This is a genomic window from Pseudomonas cerasi, from assembly GCF_900074915.1.
Classification (GTDB): Bacteria; Pseudomonadota; Gammaproteobacteria; order Pseudomonadales; family Pseudomonadaceae; genus Aquipseudomonas; species Aquipseudomonas cerasi.
On the sequence record NZ_LT222319.1, the window covers coordinates 317,131 to 342,046 of the forward strand.

The window sequence follows — 24,916 nt, forward strand, 5'->3', positions numbered from 1 at the left end:
CGGTGCGCAGAGTAGACTTCCCGACCTTGCCCGCTTCGTCAGTGATGCCACCCCGATGCTTGAACAGTACGTCAAGAAAATCCTCACCTCCCGCGTCTACGACGTTGCCATCGAAACGCCGCTGCAAGGCGCTCGCCAGCTGTCCGAACGGCTGGGCAATCAGGTGCTGCTCAAGCGCGAAGACCTGCAGCCGGTGTTCTCGTTCAAAATTCGCGGCGCGTACAACAAGCTCGCGCAATTGCCCGCAGAGCAGACTGCACGGGGCGTGGTGACGGCATCGGCGGGTAATCATGCCCAGGGCCTGGCGTTGGCGGCACGCGAATTGGGGATCAAGGCGACCATCGTCATGCCGCGCACCACGCCGGAGATCAAGGTCGAAGGTGTGCGCTCGCGGGGTGCCACCGTGGTGCTGCACGGCGATTCCTTCCCGGAAGCGCTGGCCTACTCGCTGAAGCTGGTCGATGAGCAGGGCTTCGTCTACATCCATCCGTATGACGACCCCGACACCATCGCCGGGCAAGGCACTGTGGCGATGGAGATTCTTCGTCAGCAACCGGGCCAGCTGGATGCGATCTTTGTTCCGGTCGGGGGCGGCGGTCTGATTGCCGGTATCGCGGCGTATGTGAAATACCTGCGCCCGGAGATCAGGGTGATCGGCGTCGAGCCGGACGACTCCAACTGCCTGCAAGCGGCGATGGCCGCCGGGGAGCGCGTGGTGCTGAGCCAGGTCGGACTGTTTGCCGATGGCGTGGCAGTGGCGCAGATCGGCCACCACACCTTCGAAGTGTGCCGCCATTATGTCGATGAAGTGATCACCGTCAGCACCGACGAGATCTGCGCGGCGATCAAGGACATCTACGACGACACCCGTTCGATCACCGAGCCCTCCGGCGCGCTGGGCGTGGCCGGGATCAAGAAATATGTCGAGCAGCGCGGCGTCAGCGGCCAGACGCTGGTGGCGATTGATTCAGGGGCCAACGTCAACTTCGACCGCTTGCGTCACGTGGCCGAGCGCGCCGAACTGGGCGAAGGCCGCGAGGCGATCATTGCGGTGACCATCCCCGAACAACCGGGCAGCTTCAAGGCGTTCTGCGAGGCCATCGGCAAACGGCAGATCACCGAATTCAACTACCGCTACCACACCGATCGCGAGGCGCACATCTTCGTCGGCGTGCAGACCCATCCCGAGAACGACCCACGCAGCGCCCTGATCGCCAGCCTGACCGGCCAGGGCTTCCCGGTGCTGGACCTGACCGACAACGAACTGGCCAAACTGCACATCCGCCACATGGTTGGCGGGCATGCCGAGCGGGTCAATGATGAAGTGGTGCTGCGCTTCGAGTTCCCGGAGCGACCGGGCGCGCTGTTCAACTTCCTCAACCGTCTGGGCGGCCGCTGGACCATCTCCATGTTCCACTACCGCAACCACGGCGCTGCTGACGGCCGGGTGGTTGCCGGGCTTGTGGTGCCCGAGGAAGAGCGGCATCTGGTCGGTGCTGCGCTGGATGAGATTGGTTACCCGTATTGGGACGAGAGCGAGAACCCGGCGTACAGGCTGTTTCTGGGCTAAGGCCGGGATATCTCGTGCTCCTCACGCTCCGCGTCACAAGAGGACGCAGAGCGTCCAGACCGGCATACCCACGCGGAGCATGGGCACGATGGGGGTCTGACTGACAACTATCGTTCCTCACGCTCCAGCGTGGGAATGCAGTTCACGACGCTCTGCGTCGCAAGAGTACGCGGAGCGTCCAGACCGGCATGCCCACGTGGAGCACGGGCGCGATAGCGCTTAAGGCACGGCTCTTGTGTCCACACTGCTAAACTCACCCAAGCCCGATTCCAGAGGAACACCGCGTCATGGAACCCATCACCACCCTTAACACCCTGCACATCGTCGCCATCGCGTTGTTGCTGATCAGCGCGCTGGTGTTGGCCAGCGGGGTGGTCAAGGTGCGTCTTGAAGGCGACACGACCGTGCAGAATCGCCTGCTCAAGCGGCCATTGCTGTTTTTCTGGGTGTTGATGGCCGTTTGCCTGGCGACGCTGCCGTTCAGTGGCTGGTGGCTGGTGCATTTGAAAGGCCCGTCACTGGGCCAGACCTGGGTGCTGGGCAGCAGCGTGCTTTACACCCTGGGGCTGTGCAGTTGGGTCTGGCTGGTGGCCAGGCTCAACCGCTTGCGTCTTGGTGCCAAAGGTGGCAAGCGCGGCTTCACCTTGGCGCTGACGGTGATCAGCGTTGTGTGCTTCGTGGCAATGGCCGGTCTGACGGGCTTCAAACCGGCCTGAGTATTGCCAGCACTCAGTGGCGCAGGGTAATCACCGGCCAGCCGCGTCGCTCGGCTTCGGCACGCAATTTATCGTCCGGATCGACCGCGACCGGGTTGGCCACCTGCTCCAGCAGAGGCAGGTCGTTCATCGAGTCACTGTAGAAATAGCTGCCCTCGAGGCTGAGCGCGTTGTCTTCCAGCCACTGGTTGAGGCGTGTCACCTTGCCTTCACGGAAGCAGGGCACACCCGTGGTACGACCGGTATAGCGTCCATCCACCATTTCGCACTCGGTCGCCAGCAGGGTATCGATGCCCAGCTGCGCCACGATAGGTGCTGTCACAAAGCGGTTGGTGGCGGTGATCACCACCAGCTTGTCGCCAGCCTCTCGGTGTTTGGCGATCAATTCCAGCGCCTTGGGCAGCATCATTGGTTCGATGCAGTCGCGCATGAACTCGCGATGCCACTGCTCAAGCTGCGCCATGTCAGTGTTGCCCAGAATCTCCAGGGTAAAATTCAGGTAGTCGGTCATGTTCAGCGTGCCGGCCAGGTAATCCTGATAGAACTCGTCGTTGCGGGTCTTGTAGGTCGCGGCATCAAGGATCCCGCGCCGGCACAGGTAATCGCCCCAGGCGTGATCGCTGTCGCCGCCCAGAAGGGTGTTGTCGAGGTCGAATAAAGCCAGGCGCATAGGGTTACTCGCTGAAATAGTTGAAAAAAGAGCCCCAGAATACGAGGTTTTCACAAGTCTTCACATAAGGTGATAAGCCTCGTTGCTGGTTTGATCGCCTTTGTGGAACAATGCGGCGACATGCGTTTGCGAGGTTGTTGCCGTGATCGACCCCGATGGTTTCCGTCCTAATGTCGGGATTATTCTGACAAACGATGCTGGTCAGGTCCTATGGGCTCGGCGTATTAACCAGGATGCCTGGCAGTTTCCTCAAGGGGGTATCAACCCGCAGGAGACGCCGGAAGACGCGCTTTATCGCGAATTGAATGAAGAAGTCGGTCTGGAACGACATGATGTGCAAATACTTGCCTGCACTCGGGGCTGGTTGCGCTATCGTCTGCCGCAAAGACTGGTCCGTACCCACAGCCAGCCGCTGTGTATCGGCCAGAAGCAAAAATGGTTTCTCCTGCGCCTGATCTCCAACGAGCAGCGGGTGCGGATGGATTTGACCGGTAAACCGGAGTTCGATGGCTGGCGCTGGGTCAGTTATTGGTACCCGTTAGGCCAGGTGGTGACATTCAAGCGCGAGGTGTATCGACGCGCACTCAAAGAGCTTGCCCCGCGCCTCTTATCGCGCGACTGACACGGAGTTCGACCCCGAGCCATGCTCAATACGCTGCGCAAGATCGTCCAGGAAGTTAACTCCGCCAAGGATCTCAAGGCGGCGTTGGGCATTATTGTGTTGCGCGTCAAGGAGGCCATGGGCAGCCAGGTCTGCTCGGTCTACCTGCTCGATGCCGAGGTCAACCGCTTTGTCCTGATGGCTTCCGAAGGTCTCAACAAGCGCTCCATCGGCAAAGTCAGCATGGCGCCGAATGAAGGCCTTGTTGGTCTGGTCGGCACGCGTGAAGAACCGCTGAACCTCGAAAACGCCGCAGATCACCCTCGTTATCGCTACTTCGCCGAGACCGGTGAGGAACGCTACGCCTCGTTCCTGGGCGCGCCGATCATCCACCACCGGCGCGTGGTTGGCGTGTTGGTCATCCAGCAAAAGGAGCGCCGTCAGTTCGACGAGGGCGAAGAAGCCTTCCTGGTCACCATGAGCGCGCAACTGGCGGGCGTTATCGCGCATGCCGAAGCCACCGGCTCGATCCGCGGTCTGGGTCGTCAGGGCAAAGGCATTCAGGAAGCCAAGTTCGTGGGTGTCGCCGGTTCGCCGGGTGCTGCGGTCGGTGTCGCCGTGGTCATGCTGCCGCCTGCCGATCTGGAAGTGGTCCCCGACAAGACCGTCACTGACATCGCCGCTGAACTGGCGCTGTTCCAGAACGCGCTGGAAGGCGTACGCAATGACATGCGCACCCTGTCAGCCAAACTGGCCACCCAGTTGCGTCCCGAAGAGCGGGCGCTGTTCGATGTCTACCTGATGATGCTTGACGACGCCTCGCTGGGCAGCGAAGTGACCGACGTCATCAAGACCGGTCAATGGGCGCAGGGTGCCTTGCGCTCGGTGGTCAGTGAGCACGTCAAACGTTTCGAGCTGATGGACGATGCCTACCTGCGCGAGCGGGCGTCGGACGTCAAGGACCTGGGCCGCCGTCTGCTGGCTTACCTCCAGGAGGCGCGACAACAGGCGCTGGTCTATCCCGATAACACGATTCTGGTCAGCGAGGAGCTGACCCCGGCCATGCTCGGCGAAGTGCCGGAAGGCAAACTGGTCGGCCTGGTGTCGGTTCAGGGTTCCGGCAACTCCCACGTCGCGATTCTGGCGCGGGCCATGGGCATTCCCACGGTCATGGGCCTTGTGGACTTCCCTTACTCCAAGGTCGATGGCATCGATCTGGTGGTCGACGGCTATCATGGCGAAGTCTTCACCAACCCCAGCGAAATCATGCGCAAGCAGTTCGGCAAGGTGGTGGAGGAGGAGCGTCAGCTCTCCCAGGGCCTGGATGCCCTGCGCGAACTCCCTTGCGTCACTCTCGACGGGCATCGCATGCCGCTGTGGGTCAACACCGGTCTGCTGGCGGACGTGGCGCGTGCGCAACAGCGTGGCGCCGAAGGGGTGGGCCTGTACCGCACCGAAGTACCGTTCATGATCAACCAGCGCTTCCCGAGTGAAAAGGAACAGCTGGCGATCTACCGCGAGCAACTGGCCGCCTTCCATCCACTGCCGGTGACCATGCGTAGCCTGGACATCGGTGGCGACAAGTCGCTGTCCTACTTCCCGATCAAGGAAGACAACCCGTTCCTCGGCTGGCGCGGTATTCGCGTCACCCTCGACCACCCGGAAATTTTCCTGGTCCAGACCCGCGCCATGCTCAAGGCCAGCGAGGGCCTGAATAACCTGCGCATTCTATTGCCGATGATCTCCAGCACCCACGAAGTGGAAGAAGCGCTGCACCTGATCCACCGCGCCTGGGGCGAGGTGCGCGACGAAGGCACCGACGTTCCCATGCCGCCGGTGGGCGTGATGATCGAAGTGCCAGCCGCGGTCTACCAGACTCGCGATCTGGCGCGTCAGGTGGACTTCCTCTCGGTCGGCTCCAACGATCTGACTCAATACCTGCTCGCGGTCGACCGCAACAACCCGCGCGTGGCCGATCTCTATGATTACCTGCACCCGGCAGTGCTTCAGGCGCTGCAAAGCGTGGTGCGTGATGCCCACGCCGAGGGCAAGCCGGTGAGCATCTGCGGCGAAATGGCGGGTGACCCGGCAGCAGCGGTACTGTTGATGGCGATGGGCTTCGACAGCCTGTCGATGAACGCCACCAACCTGCCGAAAGTGAAGTGGATGCTGCGCCAGATCAACCTCAGCAAGGCCAAGGAACTGCTGGCGCAACTGATGACCAACGATAACCCGCAAGTCATCAGCAGTTCTCTGCAACTGGCGCTGAAAAACCTCGGCCTGTCGCGGATGATCAACCCCAGCTCGGTCAAAGGGCACTAAGCGCTACTAATGCTTTCGTGAGCAAGCTCACTCCCACAGGGGTACACATGCACCTTTGGGGCGGGCCGGTCGACGTTCGTTTGTTCGCCAAGAGGCCGGTACAGACTCCGGGGAATGGGGCGTTTGGGCTACTGCCTTCGTGAGCAAGCTCACTCCCACAGGGGGTACACATGCACCTTTGGGGCGGGCCGGTCAGACCTTTATATAACGCTGTGCGCGGAAGCGCTAAGCGTACGGCTGAACACATCAGGCGTATCTTTTTTCATTTCGTTCAGGCGGCTTCCATCGGTCGCCGCTAGAGCATCCTGCCGGGCTCCGGTAACATGCGCGCCTGATTCAGTCGCTCGCAAGGGCGTTCCAATTGAGGAGTCGCAATGCTGCCTTACCCGCAGATTGACCCGGTAGCCGTCGCTATCGGCCCGCTGCAAATTCACTGGTACGGTTTGATGTACCTGGTCGGTATCGGCGGCGCCTGGCTGCTTGCGTCGCGTCGCCTGAACAAGTTCGACCCGACCTGGACCAAGGAAAAACTCTCCGACCTGATTTTCTGGCTGGCCATGGGCGTGATTGTCGGTGGGCGGCTGGGCTACGTGCTGTTCTACGACCTGTCGGCCTACATCGCCAACCCGCTGCTGATCTTCGAAGTCTGGAAGGGTGGTATGGCGTTCCACGGCGGCTTTGTCGGCGTGATGATCGCGGCCTGGTGGTTTGGCAAACGCAACGGCAAAAGCTTCTTCCAGCTGATGGACTTCGTTGCTCCGCTGGTGCCGATCGGCCTGGGTGCCGGGCGTATCGGCAACTTCATCAATGCCGAGCTGTGGGGCAAGCCGACCGACGTGCCGTGGGCCATGGTCTTTCCGCCGTTCAGCGACCCTGCGCAACTGGCGCGTCATCCTTCGCAGCTGTATCAGTTCGCGTTGGAAGGCGTTGCGCTGTTCATCATCCTCAATCTGTACGCCCGCAAGCCGCGTCCAACCATGGCCGTTTCCGGCATGTTTGCGCTGTTTTACGGGATCTTCCGCTTTGTGGTCGAGTTCGTCCGCGTCCCTGACGCCCAGTTGGGCTACCTGGCATGGGGCTGGGTGACCATGGGTCAGATCCTCAGCCTGCCGATGATCATCGCCGGCCTGTTCCTGATCTGGCTGGCCTACAAGCGCGAACCGTCTGCCAGCAAGGCAGCGGCTTAATACCGAAACGCCGGGTGTCAGCACCCGGCGCGTTCAACAAGGCAGGTGATTTATGAAGCAATATCTGGAACTGGTCGCTCATGTGATCAAGCACGGGACCTTGCAAGCCAACCGTACCGGCGTGAACACCATCAGCTTTCCGGGTGCGATGCTGCGTTATGACTTGCAGGAAGGTTTTCCGGCGATCACCACACGGCGCATGGCCTTCAAATCGGCCATCGGCGAGATGGTCGGCTTTCTGCGTGGCGTGAACAACGCCGCCGAATTCCGCGAACTGGGCTGCAAGGTCTGGGATCAGAACGCCAACGAAAACACTCAGTGGCTGAACAACCCGTTCCGCAAGGGCGAGGACGATCTGGGCGAAATCTATGGCGTGCAATGGCGCAAGTGGCCAGCCTACAAGCGTATCGATGCCGGCAATGTCGCGGCCATCGAACTGGCGCTGGGCCAGGGGTATCGTCAGATTGCCGAATCCGAAGAAGACGGTCAGTCGTTCGTGGTCCTGTACAAGGCCATCGACCAGATTCGCCAGTGCGTCGACACCATCATCAACGACCCAGGCAGCCGCCGCATCCTGTTCCACGGCTGGAACTGCGCACAGCTCGATGAAATGGCCCTGCCGCCGTGCCACCTGCTGTACCAACTGCACCCGAACCCGCAGACCCGCGAAATCTCGCTGACGCTGTACATCCGCTCCAACGATCTGGGCCTCGGCACGCCGTTCAACCTGACCGAAGGCGCCGCGCTGCTGAGCCTGATCGGCCGCCTGACCGGCTACACCCCACGCTGGTTCACCTACTTCATCGGCGACGCCCACGTGTACGAAAACCATCTGGACATGCTCAACGAACAGATGACCCGCGAGCCGTACCCGATGCCGAAACTGGTCATCTCCGATCGTGTACCCGAGTTTGCCAAGACCGGTGTGTACCAGCCTGAATGGCTGGAACTGATCGAGCCTTCGGACTTCACCCTGGAAGGCTACCAGCACCACCCGGCAATGACGGCGCCGATGGCGGTCTAAGAGGGCTTCGCGCTATGACCTTCTCGTTCCCGCCTGAGGAACGAGAGGTGTCAAACCCCTCTCAATGCCCATGACTCCTCCCCACATGTGAAGGCTCGCCCTCTGGCGCTGCCACAGCCCCCGTCACTTCCAGCCTCTCCAGTATCGCGCAATGTTCTGTCGTGCCATCGCTGCAGCGGCGGCGCAGGTCGAGCAGTTGTTCCTGGAGCGCTTGCAGGCTTGCGACTCGGGCGTTGACGTGTTCGATGTGTTCGTCGATCAGGGCGTTGACGTTTTCGCACTGGTCCTGCGGGCTGTCGCGCAGGTTGAGCAGGTTGCGGATTTCTTCGAGGGTCATGTCCAGGCTGCGGCAATTGCGGATGAACGACAGGCGCTCCATGTGCGCCTGGGTATACAGCCGGTAATTGCCGTCACTGCGGGCGGGGGCGGGCAGCAGGCCTTCGCGTTCGTAATAACGGATGGTTTCGACCTGGGTGTCGGTCAGTTTTGCCAGTTCGCCGATTTTCATTTCGACTCATCTCGTTTGAGTGCTTGACCCTATAGTGGCTACAGGGTGTTCACTTGGCAACAAGCAGAATCCTGGAGCCACAACGAATGGGCACGACGATCAAGAATTCCCCCGCACATGACCACGATCATGACCATGATCACGGCGAGCACGCACACGAGCAAAAGCCCGTGGAGCATGCCCATTCGTGCTGCTCCAGCGATGCACAGCCCGCTGTAGTGACCTTTGGCGAAGCGTCTGCAGCGGGTGGTCGTCTGAGCAGCTTTCGTATCGAGGCGATGGATTGCCCCACCGAGCAGACGCTGATCCAGAACAAGCTGGGCAAGCTGGCCGGTGTGCAGAAGCTGGAATTCAACCTGATCAACCGCATGCTGGGGGTCTGGCACGACCTGCCGTCCACCGACCCGATTCGTGAGGCTATCAGTTCACTGGGCATGCAGGCCGAGCCGATCGAGGAAGGTGCAGCGTCTGCCGACTCGGCGCCGGTGGTGAAGAAACACTGGTGGCCGCTGGCGTTGTCCGGCGTTGCGGCGCTGGGTGCAGAAGTGGTCCATTTTGCTTCACTCGGCCCGACTTGGGTGGTTGCTTTGCTGGCGCTGGTGTCGATCTTCAGTTGCGGGCTGACGACCTACAAGAAGGGCTGGATCGCACTCAAGAACTTCAACCTGAACATCAATGCGCTGATGAGCATCGCGGTGACCGGCGCCATTCTGATCGGTCAGTGGCCGGAAGCGGCAATGGTGATGTTCCTGTTTACCATCGCCGAGTTGATCGAAGCCAAGTCACTGGACCGCGCGCGCAATGCGATCAGTGGCCTGATGCAACTGACGCCTGAGCTTGCCACCGTCAAGCAGGCGGATGGCAGCTGGCAGGAAATCGAAGCCAAAAACGTCGAACTGGAGGCTATCGTCCGGATCAAGCCGGGCGAGCGTGTCGGGCTCGACGGTAAAGTGGTGTCCGGCAGCTCGACGATCGATCAGGCATCGATTACCGGTGAAAGCCTGCCGGTGGAAAAGACTGTCGGCGACAAGGTTTTCGCGGGCACCATCAACCAGGCCGGTTCGCTGGAGTATCGCGTCACCGCCGCCGCAAACAACTCGACGCTGGCGCGCATCATTCATGCGGTAGAAGCGGCTCAGGGTTCGCGTGCGCCGACCCAGCGCTTTGTCGACAGCTTTTCCCGTATCTATACGCCAGTGGTGTTCGTCGTTGCGTTGGCATTGGCGTTGGTCGCGCCGCTGTTCTTCGGCGGCGAATGGTATGACTGGATCTACCGGGCGCTGGTGCTGCTGGTGGTGGCCTGCCCATGTGCGCTGGTGATTTCCACGCCGGTGACCATCGTCAGCGGTCTGGCAGCGGCGGCGCGCAAGGGGATTTTGATCAAGGGTGGCGTCTATCTGGAAATGGGCGAGAAGCTCGATTACCTGGCCTTGGATAAAACCGGCACGTTGACCCACGGCAAACCGGTGCAGACTGATTATGTGCCATTGAACCCTGCTGTTGCCGACAGTGCCCCGGTGATTGCCGCGAGCCTTGCCGGGCGTTCAGATCACCCGGTTTCCCAAGCGATTGCCAAGGCCGCCGATGGCAGCCTGACGCTGCATGAAGTCAGCGCGTTCGAGGCGCTGGGTGGGCGGGGTGTGAAAGGCGAGATCAACGGCCAGATGTATCACCTGGGCAACCATCGCCTGGTGGAGGAGTTGGGCCTGTGTTCGCCGGAGCTGGAAGCCAGACTCGATGCGCTGGAAATGCAGGGCAAGACCGTGGTGCTGTTGCTTGATGCCTCTGGCCCGATCGCGCTGTTTGCCGTCGCCGATACGGTGAAGGAGACCAGCCGCGAAGCCATTGCCCAGTTGCACGATCTGGGCATCAAGACGGTCATGCTGACCGGTGATAACCCGCACACCGCCAAGGCGATTGCCGATCAGGTCGGCATCGATGAAGCGCAGGGTAATCTGCTGCCTGCCGACAAGCTCAGTGCGATCGAGGCGCTTTACGGCCGTAATCACCGGGTAGGCATGGTGGGCGACGGTATCAATGATGCCCCTGCGCTGGCCCGTGCGGAGATTGGTTTCGCGATGGCCGCTGCAGGCACCGATACGGCTATCGAGACAGCAGATGTCGCCCTGATGGACGATGATCTGCGCAAGATTCCAACATTCATTGCGCTTTCACGCCGGACGTCGGCGGTGCTGAAACAGAACATCGTGTTGGCCATTGCGACCAAGGTGCTGTTCATCGGCATCACCTTCGCGGGCCTGGCGACCATGTGGATGGCGGTGTTTGCCGATATGGGCGTGAGCTTGCTGGTGGTGTTCAACGGTTTGCGCTTGCTCAAGAAGTGATCAGTCGGCAACGTTGAAGGGCGGACGCGGAGCGTCCGGAACGGCATTCCCACGCGGAGCATGGGAACGATAATCATGGCCACCGGCTTCGATCACTGGCTATCGCTCCCACGCTCCGCGTGGTAGCGCCTTTCTGGACGCTCTGCGTCCGCCTTCATCAGCCAAAGCGCTCCTGGCCCCAGGCGATGAAGGTTTCCAGCAGTGGCTTGAGCACGGCGCGGGTCGGCTCGGCCAGGTCCGGGCGGTAGTGGAAGGGCACGAATTCGTCCATATAGGTGCTTTGCGCCAGCTCCAGCTGTACCGCGTGGATGTTGTTGGCCGGGCTGCCGTAGTGGCGGGTGATGTGGCCGCCCTTGAAGCGCCCGTTCAACACATGGCTGTAGTCCTTGGCCGCTGCGCAGACCTGCTCCAGTCGGCTGGCCAGTTCCGGGTCGCAGCTCAGACCATTGAAGGTGCCCAGGTTGAAGTCCGGCAGGCGGCCGTCGAACAGGTGCGGGATGTGGCCGCGAATCGAGTGGGCGTCGAACAGTAGCGCATAACCAAACTCGTCACGCATGCGCTGCAGTTCCTGCTCCAGCGTCTGGTGATACGGCGTCCAGATCTGTTGCAGATACCGCGCTCGTTCCTCTGCGCTGGGCGTCTGGCCGTCTTTGAACAGTGGTACTCCGTCGAACAGGATCGATGGAAACAGGCCGGTGGTCGCACCGGCGTACATGGGCTTGTCGTCAGACGGCCTGTTGAGGTCGATGACAAAGCGCGAGTATTCGGCGGCCAGGGTGCTGGCGCCCAATTCAGCGGCGAAGTCATACAAACGCGGAATGTGCCAGTCGGTGTCCGGCAGGCTCAAGGCTTCGTCCACCAGTGCGGCTTCGACCACCGGGGTCAGTTTCAGACCGGCATGCGGCATGCTGATCAGCAGCGGAATACGGCCACGCTTGAATGTCAGAACGTTATCCACAGGGCTCTCCTTCAGATCGATGATTCGACGCCATGGCGCACGATACGTTTGTCCAGATCGCCGCCCAGCCAGTAGGCCAGATCAGCCGGCCGTTCAATGTTCCAGGCGACGAAATCCGCCACCTTGCCGACCTCCAGCGAGCCGTGGGTCGCGCTCATGCCCAACGCCCTGGCGGCATTGAACGTCACCCCCGCCAGTGCTTCTTCGGGCGTCATGCGAAACAGGGTGCAGGCCATGTTCAGCATCAGGCGCAATGACAGGCCCGGCGAGGTGCCAGGGTTGAGGTCGGTGGAAATCGCAATCGGCACGCCGTGCTTGCGCAGCGCGTCCATCGGCGGCAGTTGCGTTTCACGCAGGAAGTAAAACGCCCCCGGCAGCAGCACCGCGACGGTTCCGGCAGCCGCCATGGCGATGGCGTCGTCCTCGGTCATGAACTCCAGATGATCCGCCGACAGCGCCTTGTAGCGCGCTGCCAGGCTCGATCCACCCAATGACGACAGCTGCTCGGCATGCAGTTTGACCGGCAGTGCCAACTGCCCTGCGGTGATGAACACTTGCCCGACCTGCGCAGGTGAAAACGCCAGGTATTCACAGAAAGCATCCACCGCATCGACCAGCCCTTCGGCTGCCAGCGCCGGGAGCATGTCGTTGCAGATGTGGTTGATGTAATCGTCGGCGCGATCGGCGTATTCCGGCGGCAGCGCATGGGCGGCCAGGCAGGTGGCACGCACGGTGACTGACTGGGTGTTGCCCAGACGACGAATCACCCGCAGGATCTTGCGCTCGTTTTCCAGGTCCAGCCCGTAGCCCGACTTCATCTCGACGGTCGTGACGCCGTCCTTGAGCAAGTGCCGCAAGCGGCGCTCGGCACTGGCGTACAGCTCATCTTCACTGGCGGCGCGAGTCGCACGCACCGTGCTGGCAATACCGCCGCCCGCTGCCGCTATTTCTGCGTAGCTGACGCCCTGCAGACGCTGTTCGAACTCGCCGCTGCGGTTGCCGCCGAACACCGTATGGGTGTGACAGTCGATCAGGCCGGGCGTGACCCATGCACCGCCCAGATCGATGCAGTTGTCATGTTCCGGCTCGGCCAGCTCGGCCTGAGGCCCGATCCACTCGATGAGCGCTCCGGAGGTCACGATGGCGGCATGCTCGATGATCGAGTATTTGCCGTGCGCCATGCTTGCGATGTGACAGTTTTTCCAGAGCGTTTTCATTCCAGGCCTCGTTGATCAATGAGTGTTGTTGAGCGCCTTGGGCTTGACCCACACAGCGTAGGCGATGAGCAGCAGCACGATCCAGATTGCGCCGACGATCAAGGCTGCACGGTTGTCCGGGAAATAGCCCAGCACGCCGAAGATGAACAGCATGAAGGCGATGGCGGCCGCAGGCCCGTAAGGCCAGAACGGCACGGCGAATTTCAGCTGTGCCGCTTCCTCGCGGTGCATCGAGCGGCGCATGGCGACCTGCGTCAGCAGAATCATCAGCCAGACCCACACGGTGGCGAAGGTGGCCAGCGACGCGATCAGCAGGAACACATCCTTGGGGATCAGGTAGTTGAGCAGCACGCCGCCCAGCAATGCGATGCCCATGACCAGCACGGTCATCCACGGCACGCCATGGCGTGAAACGCGGGCAAAACTGGCGGGCGCCTGACCATCACGGGCCAGGCCATACATCATGCGGCCTGCGCCGAAGATGTCGCTGTTGATGGCCGATACGGCCGCCGAGATCACCACGATGTTGAGGATGGTCGCCGCCGAAGCGATACCCAGGTTGTCGAAAATCTGCACGAACGGGCTGCCCTGCGTGCCGATCTGCGGCCACGGGTAGATGCACATCAGCACAAACAGTGTCAGCACGTAGAACAGCAGAATGCGCAGCGGTACGGCATTGATCGCCTGCGGCAGGCTGCGTTGCGGGTCCTTCGCTTCGCCTGCGGTAATGCCGATGATTTCAATACCGCCGAAGGCAAACATCACCACCGCGAACGAGGCGATCAGACCGGTGACACCGTTGGGCATGAAGCCGCCGTGTGCCCACAGGTTGCTGATGCCGATTTCGGTGCCGCTGGTCGAGCTGCCGATACCGAAGATCATGATGCCGAAGCCTGCAACGATCATCGCCACGATGGCGCTGACCTTGAGGATCGACAGCCAGAACTCGGTTTCACCAAAGACTTTTACGTTGCACAGGTTGAGCGCGCCGATCAGAAAGACGATGCCCAGCACCCAGATCCAGCGGGGTACTTCCGGAAACCAGAAGCCCATGTAGATGCCGAATGCGGTCACGTCGGCGAGGCAGACGATGATCATTTCGAACGCGTAGGTCCAGCCGAGCACGAAGCCGGCCAGCGGGCCCATGTAGCGCGTGGCGTAATGGCTGAACGAACCGGACACCGGGTCGTGGACCGCCATTTCGCCGAGCGCGCGCATCACCATGTACACCGCCGCGCCGCCGATCAGGTACGCCAGCAGTACGGCAGGCCCGGCCTGTTGAATCGCCGAGGCCGAGCCGTAGAACAACCCTGTGCCGATGGCAGAGCCCAGGGCCATGAAGCGGATGTGGCGGGCGGATAACCCGCGTTTCAAACCATCTTGTGACGTCATTTCAGGTCCATTTCATTACAGGTATGGCAAAAGCCGCGAGAACGCCTGCATCCGGCCTCCCGCAGCGATGACCAAAGCGAGCCCTGCCAGGCTCGCGGTGCATCACAGACTGGGTAGCAGACGTGCAGGAACCAACGGGTTCAGGCAAGTGGAGGACAACAGCTGACTGGCAGCTTCGATGTCCGGTGCAAAAAAGCGGTCCTTTTCATAGAACGGGACCTTGCTGCGCAACAGGCTGCGGGCTTGCTCCAGCTTCGGAGAGGTTTTCAGACCCTCACGCAAGTCCAGACCCTGGCAGGCAGCCAACCATTCTACGGCAAGAATCCCGCGAACGTTTTCTGCCATTTCCCATAAGCGCTTGCCGGCGGCCGGGGCCATCGACACATGGTCTTCCTGATTGGCCGAGGTCGGCAGGCTGTCGACACTGTGCGGATGGGCCAATGCCTTGTTTTCACTGGCCAGCGCGGCGGCGGTCACCTGCGCGATCATGAACCCGGAATTGACGCCGCCGTTGGCCACCAGGAAGGGCGGCAGCTGCGACATGTGCTTGTCCATCATCAGCGAAATGCGACGTTCGCTGAGCGAGCCGATCTCGGCAATGGCCAGCGCGAGGTTGTCCGCCGCCATGGCGACCGGCTCGGCGTGAAAATTACCACCGGATATGACGTCGTTCTCGGCGGCGAACACCAGCGGGTTGTCGGACACCGCGTTGGCTTCGATTTCCAGCACCTCGGCGGCCTGACGCAGTTGGGTCAGACACGCGCCCATGACCTGTGGCTGGCAGCGCAACGAGTAGGGGTCCTGAACCTTGTCGCAGTTGCGGTGCGACTCGGACACGCCGCTGCTTTCGCCCAGCAGGTCACGGTAGCAGGCTGCCGCGTCGATCTGCCCGCGCTGACCGCGTGCGGCATGAATGCGCGCGTCGAAGGGCGAGCGCGAGCCGAGCACGGCTTCAACCGTCAGCGAGCCGCAGGTCAGGGCTGCAGCGAACAGGTCTTCGCCTTCGAACAGGCCGCGCAATGCGTAGGCGGTAGACACTTGCGTACCGTTGAGCAGTGCCAGCCCTTCCTTGGCTGCCAGGGTCAGCGGTTGCAGCCCGGCAGCCGCCAGCGCATCGACGTCGTTCAGCCATTCGCCCTTGTAGCGCGCCTTGCCTTCGCCCAGCAGCACCAGCGACATGTGCGCCAGCGGTGCAAGGTCGCCGGAAGCACCGACCGAGCCCTTGAGCGGAATATGCGGGTAGACCTCGGCATTGATCAGCGCAATCAGGGCGTCGATGACCACTCGCCGAATGCCCGAGAAGCCGCGGCTCAGGCTGTTGACCTTGAGCACCATGATCAGACGCACCAGCTCATCGCTGATCGGCTGACCGACACCGGCCGCATGCGACAGCACCAGCGAACGCTGCAGGTTTTCCAGGTCTTCGCTGGCAATCCGCGTCGAAGCCAGCAGACCGAACCCGGTGTTGATGCCGTAGGCGGTGCGGTTCTCGGCCAGAATGCGCTCGACACAGGCGACGCTGTCGTCGATCTGCTGGTCTGCGCTGCTGTCCAGCGTCAGGCTGACCGGCTGCAGATAAATACCGCGCAGTTGCGCCAGGGTCAGTTTGCCGGGGATCAGGTTCAGCGTCTTGGCAGATAAGGTGGTCACGATGCTGCTACTCCTTGATGAATGTCAGCGACGGCTGGTGGCCATACGCTGTTTTTATAGGCCTGCCGCGTTGTTACGGCAGTGCTGGAAAATCCTTTCCAGCGACGCTTCGTCTTTGATCAGGGCCGCGCTGCTGGCGATGTCCGGAGCCAGCCAGCGGTCTTCGTCGTAGGCCGGGATGCGCTCGCGCAGCAGTCGCCACGCGGCACCGGTGCCCACGCCAAAACCCTGTGTCTTGAGAAATTCGAATGCCTGGGCCGCGAGCAAATACTCGATGGCCAGAATCTGCGTGGTATTGCCCAGCACCTTGTGCAGCTTGAGCGCGGCGCTGGTGCCCAGGCTCAGGTGATCCTCCTGCAGGCCGGAGGTCACGTAGTTGTCGACCACAGCCGGCTGCGCCATCTGGCGGTTTTCCGCGCACAGCGAAGCGGCGACGTACTGGACGATCATCATTCCCGAGTTGACCCCCGGCTGGGTGACCAGAAACGCCGGCAGGCCGCTGACCATCGGGTTGATCAGGCGGTCCAGGCGCCGTTCGGCGATCGAGCCCAGCTCGGCCATCGCCATGCACAGCAGGTCTGCCGCCATGGCCACCGACTGGCCGTGTGGATTGGCCTGGGACACCACTCGGAAAGCGTCGGGCGTGCCGAGCAGCAGCGGGTTATCGGTGACTGAATTGAGCTCGATCTCGACCTGGCGAGTGGCGTGAGCCAACTGGTCGCGGGTGGCGCCATGCACCTGGGGAATCGAACGAATACTCAGCGCATCCTGGGTCCGAATGCCTTCGCTGCTGGCGAGCACTTCGCTGCCTGCCAGTAACGTGCGCAGGTTCTTGCCCACCTGTTGCATGCCCGGATGCGGCTTGAGGGCGAGGATGCTTGCATCGAACGCGTCCAGCTGGCCGCGCAGGGCTTCGAAGCTCATCGCGCCGATCACGTCGGCCCACTGGCTCAGACGCTCGGCGTCGGCGATGGCCAGACAGCTCAGGCCGGTCATGCACGGTGTGCCGTTGACCAGGCACAATCCGTCCTTGGCGCCGAGGATGACCGGAGCCAGACCTTCTTCGTTCAAGGCCTGCTCAGCCGGGACGATCTGCCCGCGATAGCTGACCTGGCCGATGCCCAGCAACGCGACGCCGACGTGCGCCATGTGCGTCAGGTAACCCACCGAGCCCTGCGCCGGTACTTGCGGCGTGATGCCCCGGTTGAGCAGGGCCAGTAGCGCTTCGACCACTTGCCGGTGAATGCCGGACTTGCCCTGACTGTAGTTGAGAATCGCGGCGCAGATGATTGCGCGGGTCTGCTCGTCGGCCAGTGGCGCACCGACGCCGCAGGCATGGCTGAGCAGGGTATTGCGCGACAGGCGACTGAGCTGTTCGCCTTGCAGTGACACATTGCACAGCGCGCCGAGCCCGGTGTTCACGCCATAGGCGCGCTCGCCGCTGACGACGATGCGCTGCACGATGGCCTGAGCGTTGTCGATCCGTGCCCAGGCAGCATCCGACAGGACCAGTCTTGCGCCATGCCGGGCCACGGCGACCACGTCCTGCCAGCCTGCAGGTGCTTCACCGATGACGATCTGTTCTGCTCGCGACATCTGCAACGGTCCTTAAAGGGTGGCTACGCGACGCTGAACGAAACGATCCACGTAATCGTCGGCGGGCGAGTGGAGAATTTCTTTCGGCGTACCGACCTGAATCAATCGACCATCCTTGAGGATCGCGATGCGATTGCCGATGCGCACGGCCTCGTCCAGATCGTGGGTAATGAACACGATGGTCTTGTGCAGGCTGGCTTGCAGCTCCAGCAACTGGTCCTGCATCTCGGCGCGGATCAACGGGTCGAGGGCGCTGAATGCTTCGTCCATCAGAATGATGTCGGTGTCGGCCGCCAGCGCGCGGGCCAGACCCACACGCTGACGCATGCCGCCAGAAAGCTGGTGCGGGTATTTGTTCTCATAGCCCTTGAGGCCTACGGTGGTGATCCAGTGCAGCGCGCGTTCCTGACACAGCGCCTTGCTCTCGCCACGCACGGTCAGGCCGTAGGCCACGTTGGCCAGCACGGTCTTGTGCGGCAGCAGGCCGAAGCTCTGGAACACCATGCTGATCTTGTGCCGGCGGAATTGGCGCAACGCCTCCATGTCGTAACGCAGGATGTCTTCGCCATCGACCAGAATCTCGCCGCTGGTGGGGTCGATCAGCCGGTTGAAATGACGCACCAGCGTCGATTTTCCCGAGCCGGAGAGGCCCATGATGACGAAGATTTCGCCGCTGCCGATCGACAGCGACAGGTCGTTGACCCCGACCACACAGCCGGTCTGGGCCAGCACCTGGTCCTTGCTCTGGTTTTGCCTGATCAACTCCAGCGCTTCTTTCGAGCGGTTGCCGAAGATCTTGAATACGTTTTTGACGACGATTTTGTTCGGTTCCACGCTGCTCATTTGTGCGCCTCATGCCGTGGGCGGCCATAGGCCTGCGTGATACGGTCGATGACGACCGCCAGAATGACAATGGCCAGGCCCGCTTCCAGCCCGCGCCCGACGTTGAGGGTCTGAATGCCCACCAGCACGTCTTCGCCAAGCCCGCGTGCGCCGATCATCGAGGCGATCACCACCATCGACAGCGCCATCATGGTGGTCTGGTTGATACCGGCCATGATGCTCGGCATCGCCAGCGGCAGTTGCACGCCGAACAGTTGCTGCCAGCGATTGGCGCCGAACGCGTTGATGGCTTCCATCACTTCACCATCCACCTGACGAATGCCCAGATCGGTCAGACGAATCAGCGGCGGTGCGGCGTAAATTACGGTGGCGAAGATCGCCGGCACCTTGCCCAGACCGAACAGCATCAGCACCGGGATCAGGTACACGAAGCTGGGCATGGTCTGCATGATGTCCAGCAGCGGCATCAGCACCGAGCGCAGCCGATTGCTGCGTGCCGAGAGGATGCCCAGCGGAATGCCGATCAGCACCGCGATGATCGTGGCGACCAGCATCAGCGCCAGCGTCTGCATCAGCTTGTCCCACAACCCGACCGCACCGACCAGAAACAGCAGGCCGACGATGACCAGCGTCGTGACGATCTTGCGTGTCGCGTGCCAGGCAATACCGCCGACGATCATCAGCATCAGCCACCACGGCGCCATGCGCAGCAGGCCTTCGAGGTTGACAATGGCCCATAGCAGGGTGTCGGAAATGTGCCGGAACACATCGCCGTACTGCGTGACCAGTGAGTCGACGCCATCGTTGACCCAGTTGGCGATCGAGAAAGTGAAGCTTTCAGGAAACATAAGCGGCTCTCAAATGAGGTGTGTCGGGTCAACGACGGGGCTGTCGAACCTTACAGTCCGACAGCCCGGTCGTTTACAACGAAGCGTCCACCTTCTTCGCGGCGTCTTCGCTGACCCATTTGTGCCAGACTTCGGGGTGCTCTTTCAGGAAAATCTTCGCCAGCTTCGGCGATTCGATGCGTTCCTTGGCCATGCGCCCCAGGTTCTGGTTGAGCAGGTCGATAGGCAGGTTGACCTTTTCCAGGATGGCGACCAGTTCAGGGGCCTCATCGTGGAACACTTTGGACACGCCGACCTTGATATCGATCGTCTTGTTGACCCCGGCTTTCTCTTCCAGACGCACCAGGTCTACCTGACCCATGAGCGGCGTGGGTGACCAATAGTAGGCCAGGATCGGTTCGCCACGTTTGTAGCTGGAGAGAATCGCCGCATCCAGCGCCGGGCCGGTGCCCGGGCGGAAGTTGGTGTATTTGCTTTCCAGGCCGTAGCTCTTGAGCATTTCGCTGTTTTCCAATTCACAGGTCCAACCCGCCGGGCAGTTGTAGAAACGCCCTTTGGATGGCTCTTCCTGATCCTTGAACACGGCTGAATACTGGGCCAGATCGCTGATGGATTTCAGGTTGGGTGCCTTGGCTTCCAGCTTGCGTTTGGCATCGCCTTCGATCACATAGCGCGGCACGTACCAGCCTTCCACTGCGCCGACGATCGGCGCGCCGACACCAACCACTTTCCCGGCAGCGGCGGCCTTGTTCCAGACCTCGCTGCGACCGACCCATTCTTCGGCAAAGATCTGGATATCGTTGGTGCCCAGGGCGTTTTCCATGGCGATGGAATTGCCGGGCAGGGCGTCAACCGTGCAGCCGTAACCCTTGTCCAGAACGACCTGCAGAATGTCGGTCAGCAGCATCGCGCTTTCCCAGTTAAGACCGGCGAATTTCACCGGCTTGCCTGATTCGCACCAGCCGGCAGCCTGACTTGCGCCTGCGCTGGCGAGCAGGCCAGCGGATACCAGGGTGGTCAGCAGGGCCTTTTTCATATTCATTGTCGATGCTCCTAAGCCTGAAATGGATGACGGCAGCTTCAAGTAGGCATCCGGCCCGTGGGCATGCTCATGCCCGTCCCCGACGTGTGCCGGCCTGATGGCCGGCAACGTTGTCAACGTCCGATCATTGGCAGGTTCAAGCCCTGCTCTTTGGCACAATCGATAGCGATGTCGTAACCGGCATCGGCATGACGCATCACCCCGGTGGCCGGGTCGTTGTGCAATACGCGGGCGATACGCTCGGCGGCTTCATCCGTACCGTCGCAGACGATCACCATGCCGGAATGCTGCGAGAAGCCCATGCCGACGCCTCCACCGTGGTGCAGCGAGACCCAGGTCGCACCGCTGGCGGTATTGAGCAGGGCATTGAGCAGCGGCCAGTCGGAGACGGCATCGGAGCCATCGCGCATGGATTCGGTCTCGCGGTTGGGGCTGGCGACCGAGCCGGAGTCCAGGTGGTCGCGGCCGATTACCACCGGTGCCGACAACTCGCCACTGCGGACCATTTCGTTGAAGGCCAGGCCCAGCTTGGCGCGCTGGCCCAGACCGACCCAGCAGATACGCGCTGGCAAGCCCTGAAAGCTGATTCGCTCGCGGGCCATGTCCAGCCAGTTGTGCAGGTGCTCGTCATCCGGGATCAGCTCTTTGACCTTGGCGTCGGTCTTGTAGATGTCCTGCGGATCGCCCGACAGCGCGGCCCAGCGGAACGGCCCGATGCCACGGCAGAACAGCGGACGGATGTAGGCGGGCACGAAACCCGGGAAATCGAAGGCATTGGTGACGCCGACTTCCTTGGCCATCTGGCGAATGTTGTTGCCATAGTCGAAGGTCGGAATGCCGGCTTGCTGGAAGGCGAGCATGGCTTCGACGTGTTCGGCCATCGATTGCTTGGCCGCCTTGACCACACTGGCCGGCTCGCTGACCGAGCGGGCACGGTACTCGTCCCAGGTCCAGCCTTTGGGCAGGTAGCCATTGAGCGGGTCGTGGGCGCTTGTCTGGTCGGTGACCATGTCCGGGCGCACACCGCGACGGACCATTTCCGGCAGGATGTCCGCCGCGTTGCCACACAGGGCGATGGAGATGGCTTTGCCTTCGGCCGTGTATTTCGCGATACGCGCCAGTGCGTCATCGAGATCAGCGGCCTGTTCGTCGACGTAGCGGGTCTTGATGCGGAAATCGATACGGCTCTGCTGGCATTCGATGTTCAGCGAGCAGGCCCCGGCCAGTGTCGCGGCCAGCGGCTGCGCGCCACCCATGCCGCCCAAACCTGCGGTCAACACCCAGCGGCCCTTGAGGTTGCCGTCATAGTGCTGGCGACCGGCTTCGACGAAGGTTTCGTAAGTGCCTTGCACGATGCCCTGGCTGCCGATGTAGATCCAACTGCCGGCGGTCATCTGGCCATACATGGCCAGGCCCTTGGCATCCAGTTCGTTGAAGTGCTCCCAGCTGGCCCAGTGCGGCACCAGGTTGGAGTTGGCGATCAATACGCGCGGGGCGTTGCTGTGGGTCTTGAACACGCCGACCGGCTTGCCGGACTGCACCAGCAGGGTTTCATCATCGTTGAGCTGAGTGAGGCTTTCGACGATCTTGTCGTAGCACTCCCAGTTGCGTGCGGCACGACCGATGCCACCGTAAACCACCAGTTCATTGGGGTTTTCGGCGACTTCCGGGTCGAGGTTGTTCATCAACATGCGCAGCGGTGCTTCGGTCAGCCAGCTCTTGGCGGTCAGTTGAGTACCGCGTGCAGCCCGTACTACACCTTCGCGATGGCGGGTCCAGTCCTGCTTAAGGTCTTGATTATTCTCGGTCACAAAAAAATCCTCGGCGATCAATTCGAACCAGCCCGATGAAGGGCGAGCAGCGCCTGGCGAAGCAGGCCTATTCAGTTGGGTAGAAGACAGAGTGTTAAGCCTGTCTCTACTTGTACATACAAGCATATGCAATCAAAAGACCAACTTTGTGCTGTCGCTGTTTTTTGCCCATCGAATCTATCTGCAGGGCTTTATTTATGCGGGCCTGGTGCTTTTGATCAGCAAAGGGGCATTTCTCCGAAAAGGGCTGGACGTTGTTACCTGAATGACTTTTTGCGCAGTTTTGGGGCAACAGGTAACAGATTGGTGCGGGGAATGTGTGCGCCGCATTCGGGCCGGGAATGAACTGCCGCTGGGTGTTTGCAAGCAGCGCATTTGGCGGGCTGCAAATGGCCTCTTTAGCATGGGAACGAACCCCCTCAAGCATGCGTCATACCCAGGCCTGAGCCAGCATTCACCGGCCTGCGATTAGGTCTCGCGGGTGTTTTCGTGTTTAAATTGAACGCTCGTTCAAGTTAAACCGGTGGTTCGCTGCCCGCTCACAACAGGAGGCTTACCCTTGCCGTATCCGCTTTTTGCAGTTGGTTTTATCAGTCCGGAGGCACTCAACCGATGAGTTCTGCGAGTTCCTCTTCAAGCGGCATGGTTCGCATGAATGCTCCAGTGTTCTATTTCGCTGCGAGTTTTATTCTGATTTTCGGCATCGTCGTGATCGCGTTCCCGCAAGCCAGCGGCGAATGGCTGCTGGCGGCGCAAAACTGGGCGGCCAACACGGTCGGCTGGTACTACATGATGGTCATGACCCTGTACCTGGTCTTCGTGGTGGTCACCGCCTTGTCGGGCTTCGGCAAGATCAAGCTCGGTGCCGACCACGACGAACCCGAGTTCAGTTACCTGTCATGGGCCGGGATGCTGTTTGCCGCCGGCATCAGCATTACGCTGTTCTTTTTCTGCGTTTCAGAACCCCTGACGCACCTGCTGCAACCGCCGCAGGGCGAGGGTGGTACCGCAGAAGCAGCACGCCAGGGCATGCAGTTGCTGTTTCTGCACTGGGGGCTGCATGGCTGGGGCGTGTTTGCCTTCGTCGGGATGGCGCTGGCCTATTTCGCCTATCGGCACAACCTGCCGCTGGCCCTGCGTTCGGCGCTGTATCCGCTGATCGGCAAACGCATCAACGGCCCTATCGGCTATGCGGTCGATGGTTTCGGCATCATTGCGACCATCTTCGGCCTCGGCGCAGACATGGGCTTCGGGGTGCTGCACCTCAACTCCGGTCTGGATTACCTGTTCGGCGTGGCGCACACCCACTGGATTCAGGTCGGTCTGATCACCCTGATGATGGGCGCGGCGATTCTGGTGGCGATCGCCGGTGTCGACAAAGGCGTGCGCGTCATGTCCGACATCAACATGCTGCTGGCCTGTGCGTTGCTGTTGTTCGTGCTGTTCGCCGGCCCGACTCAGCACCTGCTCAACACGCTGGTGCAGAACATCGGTGACTATCTGGGTGCACTGCCGAGCAAGAGTTTCGACGTGTATGCCTACAACGAGCCGAGTGACTGGCTGGGCGGCTGGACGGTGTTCTATTGGGCCTGGTGGATTGCCTGGGCGCCGTTCGTGGGCCTGTTCATTGCGCGTATCTCGCGTGGCCGGACCATCCGTGAGTTCGTCTTCGGTGTGTTGCTGATCCCGCTGGGCTTCACCCTGGCGTGGATGTCGATCTTCGGTAACAGCGCCATCGATCAAGTGCTCAACCATGGCATGACTGCGCTGGGTCAGTCGGCTATCGACGATCCGTCGATGACCCTGTACCTGCTGCTGGAAACCTATCCGTGGAGCAAGACGGTCATTGCGGTCACGGTGTTCATCAGCTTTGTGTTCTTCGTGACGTCGGCCGATTCGGGCACTGTGGTGCTGTCGACACTGTCAGCCAAAGGCGGCAACCCTGACGAAGACGGTCCGAAATGGCTGCGGGTGTTCTGGGGTGTGGCCACGGCGCTGATCACCAGTGGCCTGTTGTTCTCGGGCAGTATCGATGCGCTGAAGTCGGCTGTGGTACTGACCTCGCTGCCGTTCTCGCTGATTCTGCTGCTGATGATGTGGGGCCTGCACAAAGCGTTCGTCATGGAATCCCAGCGCCAGATTGCGCAACTGTATTCGTTGGCGCCAGTGTCCGGTTCAAGGCGCGGCGGGTGGCGTCAGCGCCTGAGCCAAGCTGTGCATTACCCGTCGCGAGACGAGGTGTACCGTTTCCTCGATCAGACCGTGCGTCCGGCGATTGAAGAAGTGACGGCGGTGTTCGTCGAAAAGGGTTTGAACGTGGTCAACGTGCCCGATCCGTCCAACGACTCGGTGACCCTGGAAATCGGTCACGGCGAAGAACGTCCGTTCATTTACCAGGTGCAGATGAAAGGCTTCTTCACGCCTTCGTTCGCCCGTGGCGGCATGGGCTCCAAGCAATTGAACAACCGCCGCTACTACCGCGCCGAAGTTCACTTGAGCGAGGGCAGTCAGGACTACGACCTGGTGGGCTACACCAAGGAACAGGTCATCAACGACGTGCTCGATCAGTACGAACGGCATATGCAGTTCCTGCATCTGGTGCGGTGATCGGGACGT

General features: G+C 61.3%; 19 protein-coding genes. 8 read left to right on the forward strand and 11 right to left on the reverse strand.

Annotated elements, in window-relative coordinates; genetic code table 11:
* Positions 1-55: 55 nt before the first annotated feature.
* Complete coding sequence (ilvA, locus tag PCPL58_RS03945; protein WP_060708400.1) at positions 56-1,570, forward strand: threonine ammonia-lyase, biosynthetic; 1,515 nt, start codon at positions 56-58, stop codon at positions 1,568-1,570.
* 287 nt (positions 1,571-1,857) lie between these two features.
* Complete coding sequence (locus PCPL58_RS03950) at positions 1,858-2,286, forward strand: DUF2269 family protein (RefSeq protein WP_065348856.1); 429 nt, start codon at positions 1,858-1,860, stop codon at positions 2,284-2,286.
* Between the two features lie 13 nt (positions 2,287-2,299).
* Here the strand turns inward: PCPL58_RS03950 and PCPL58_RS03955 are convergent, their stop codons facing one another.
* A complete protein-coding gene (locus PCPL58_RS03955; RefSeq protein WP_065348857.1) occupies positions 2,300-2,956 on the reverse strand; it encodes a histidinol-phosphatase in 657 nt (218 codons plus the stop codon).
* A 142-nt stretch (positions 2,957-3,098) separates the two neighbouring features.
* Between PCPL58_RS03955 and PCPL58_RS03960 the strand changes: the two genes are divergently transcribed.
* The 4 genes from PCPL58_RS03960 (at position 3,099) to PCPL58_RS03975 (ending at position 8,090) form a co-directional block, all read left to right on the forward strand.
* Positions 3,099-3,578: an RNA pyrophosphohydrolase gene (locus PCPL58_RS03960; protein ID WP_002555745.1), complete on the forward strand. Its 480-nt coding sequence runs from the start codon at positions 3,099-3,101 to the stop codon at positions 3,576-3,578.
* Between the two features lie 21 nt (positions 3,579-3,599).
* A complete protein-coding gene (ptsP, locus tag PCPL58_RS03965) occupies positions 3,600-5,879 on the forward strand; it encodes a phosphoenolpyruvate--protein phosphotransferase (RefSeq protein ID WP_002555744.1) in 2,280 nt (759 codons plus the stop codon).
* Positions 5,880-6,253: 374 nt separating this feature from the next.
* Entirely contained in the window at positions 6,254-7,066 is an 813-nt protein-coding gene (lgt, locus tag PCPL58_RS03970) for a prolipoprotein diacylglyceryl transferase (RefSeq protein ID WP_003432384.1), read from the forward strand.
* A gap of 52 nt (positions 7,067-7,118) precedes the next feature.
* Positions 7,119-8,090 (forward strand): thymidylate synthase, encoded by a 972-nt coding sequence (locus PCPL58_RS03975; RefSeq protein ID WP_065348858.1) that lies wholly within the window; start codon positions 7,119-7,121, stop codon positions 8,088-8,090.
* Positions 8,091-8,151: 61 nt separating this feature from the next.
* Here the strand turns inward: PCPL58_RS03975 and cadR are convergent, their stop codons facing one another.
* Complete coding sequence (gene cadR, locus PCPL58_RS03980) at positions 8,152-8,598, reverse strand: Cd(II)/Pb(II)-responsive transcriptional regulator (RefSeq protein WP_010434512.1); 447 nt, start codon at positions 8,596-8,598, stop codon at positions 8,152-8,154.
* 86 nt (positions 8,599-8,684) lie between these two features.
* Here cadR and PCPL58_RS03985 point away from each other — a divergent pair, with 86 nt between their 5' ends.
* Positions 8,685-10,943, forward strand: coding sequence for a heavy metal translocating P-type ATPase (locus PCPL58_RS03985; RefSeq protein ID WP_065348859.1), 2,259 nt, complete (start codon positions 8,685-8,687; stop codon positions 10,941-10,943).
* A 157-nt stretch (positions 10,944-11,100) separates the two neighbouring features.
* Here PCPL58_RS03985 and hutG read toward each other — a convergent pair whose 3' ends face one another.
* The 9 genes from hutG to hutU form a co-directional block, all read right to left on the reverse strand.
* The gene (gene hutG, locus PCPL58_RS03990; RefSeq protein WP_065348860.1) at positions 11,101-11,901 is read right to left on the reverse strand and encodes an N-formylglutamate deformylase; all 801 of its coding nucleotides are present in this window, start codon (positions 11,899-11,901) and stop codon (positions 11,101-11,103) included.
* Positions 11,902-11,912: 11 nt separating this feature from the next.
* Positions 11,913-13,118 carry an imidazolonepropionase gene (gene hutI / locus PCPL58_RS03995; protein ID WP_065348861.1) on the reverse strand — a complete coding sequence of 402 codons (1,206 nt, stop codon included), beginning with the start codon at positions 13,116-13,118 and terminating at the stop codon, positions 11,913-11,915.
* 15 nt (positions 13,119-13,133) lie between these two features.
* Positions 13,134-14,510, reverse strand: coding sequence for an amino acid permease (locus tag PCPL58_RS04000; protein WP_003432387.1), 1,377 nt, complete (start codon positions 14,508-14,510; stop codon positions 13,134-13,136).
* A 102-nt stretch (positions 14,511-14,612) separates the two neighbouring features.
* The gene (gene hutH, locus PCPL58_RS04005; protein WP_065348862.1) at positions 14,613-16,160 is read right to left on the reverse strand and encodes a histidine ammonia-lyase; all 1,548 of its coding nucleotides are present in this window, start codon (positions 16,158-16,160) and stop codon (positions 14,613-14,615) included.
* A 54-nt stretch (positions 16,161-16,214) separates the two neighbouring features.
* Positions 16,215-17,756, reverse strand: coding sequence for an HAL/PAL/TAL family ammonia-lyase (locus PCPL58_RS04010; RefSeq protein ID WP_065348863.1), 1,542 nt, complete (start codon positions 17,754-17,756; stop codon positions 16,215-16,217).
* Between the two features lie 12 nt (positions 17,757-17,768).
* Complete coding sequence (locus tag PCPL58_RS04015; protein ID WP_003432397.1) at positions 17,769-18,599, reverse strand: quaternary amine ABC transporter ATP-binding protein; 831 nt, start codon at positions 18,597-18,599, stop codon at positions 17,769-17,771.
* On the reverse strand, positions 18,596-19,447 hold the full coding sequence (locus tag PCPL58_RS04020; RefSeq protein ID WP_003343849.1) for an ABC transporter permease: 852 nt from the start codon (positions 19,445-19,447) through the stop codon (positions 18,596-18,598). Before PCPL58_RS04020 ends, PCPL58_RS04015 begins: the two co-directional genes overlap by 4 nt.
* Before the next feature lie 73 nt (positions 19,448-19,520).
* Positions 19,521-20,489: an ABC transporter substrate-binding protein gene (locus PCPL58_RS04025; RefSeq protein ID WP_003432399.1), complete on the reverse strand. Its 969-nt coding sequence runs from the start codon at positions 20,487-20,489 to the stop codon at positions 19,521-19,523.
* A 113-nt stretch (positions 20,490-20,602) separates the two neighbouring features.
* Positions 20,603-22,300 (reverse strand): urocanate hydratase, encoded by a 1,698-nt coding sequence (gene hutU / locus PCPL58_RS04030; RefSeq protein ID WP_016569239.1) that lies wholly within the window; start codon positions 22,298-22,300, stop codon positions 20,603-20,605.
* 651 nt (positions 22,301-22,951) lie between these two features.
* Here hutU and betT point away from each other — a divergent pair.
* Entirely contained in the window at positions 22,952-24,907 is a 1,956-nt protein-coding gene (betT, locus tag PCPL58_RS04035) for a choline transporter BetT (protein ID WP_192872994.1), read from the forward strand.
* Positions 24,908-24,916 lie beyond the last annotated feature (9 nt).

Excerpts from the sequence above, each read along its gene's own strand:
- ilvA (WP_060708400.1), top strand. The coding sequence starts at position 56 with ATGCTTGAACAGTACGTCAAGAAAATCCTCACCTCCCGCGTCTACGAC.
- PCPL58_RS03950 (WP_065348856.1), top strand. The coding sequence starts at position 1,858 with ATGGAACCCATCACCACCCTTAACACCCTGCACATCGTCGCCATCGCG.
- PCPL58_RS03955 (WP_065348857.1), bottom strand. The coding sequence starts at position 2,956 with ATGCGCCTGGCTTTATTCGACCTCGACAACACCCTTCTGGGCGGCGAC.
- ptsP (WP_002555744.1), top strand. The coding sequence starts at position 3,600 with ATGCTCAATACGCTGCGCAAGATCGTCCAGGAAGTTAACTCCGCCAAG.
- lgt (WP_003432384.1), top strand. The coding sequence starts at position 6,254 with ATGCTGCCTTACCCGCAGATTGACCCGGTAGCCGTCGCTATCGGCCCG.
- PCPL58_RS03975 (WP_065348858.1), top strand. The coding sequence starts at position 7,119 with ATGAAGCAATATCTGGAACTGGTCGCTCATGTGATCAAGCACGGGACC.
- cadR (WP_010434512.1), bottom strand. The coding sequence starts at position 8,598 with ATGAAAATCGGCGAACTGGCAAAACTGACCGACACCCAGGTCGAAACC.
- PCPL58_RS03985 (WP_065348859.1), top strand. The coding sequence starts at position 8,685 with ATGGGCACGACGATCAAGAATTCCCCCGCACATGACCACGATCATGAC.
- hutI (WP_065348861.1), bottom strand. The coding sequence starts at position 13,118 with ATGAAAACGCTCTGGAAAAACTGTCACATCGCAAGCATGGCGCACGGC.
- PCPL58_RS04000 (WP_003432387.1), bottom strand. The coding sequence starts at position 14,510 with ATGACGTCACAAGATGGTTTGAAACGCGGGTTATCCGCCCGCCACATC.
- PCPL58_RS04010 (WP_065348863.1), bottom strand. The coding sequence starts at position 17,756 with ATGTCGCGAGCAGAACAGATCGTCATCGGTGAAGCACCTGCAGGCTGG.
- PCPL58_RS04015 (WP_003432397.1), bottom strand. The coding sequence starts at position 18,599 with ATGAGCAGCGTGGAACCGAACAAAATCGTCGTCAAAAACGTATTCAAG.
- PCPL58_RS04020 (WP_003343849.1), bottom strand. The coding sequence starts at position 19,447 with ATGTTTCCTGAAAGCTTCACTTTCTCGATCGCCAACTGGGTCAACGAT.
- PCPL58_RS04025 (WP_003432399.1), bottom strand. The coding sequence starts at position 20,489 with ATGAATATGAAAAAGGCCCTGCTGACCACCCTGGTATCCGCTGGCCTG.
- betT (WP_192872994.1), top strand. The coding sequence starts at position 22,952 with ATGAATGCTCCAGTGTTCTATTTCGCTGCGAGTTTTATTCTGATTTTC.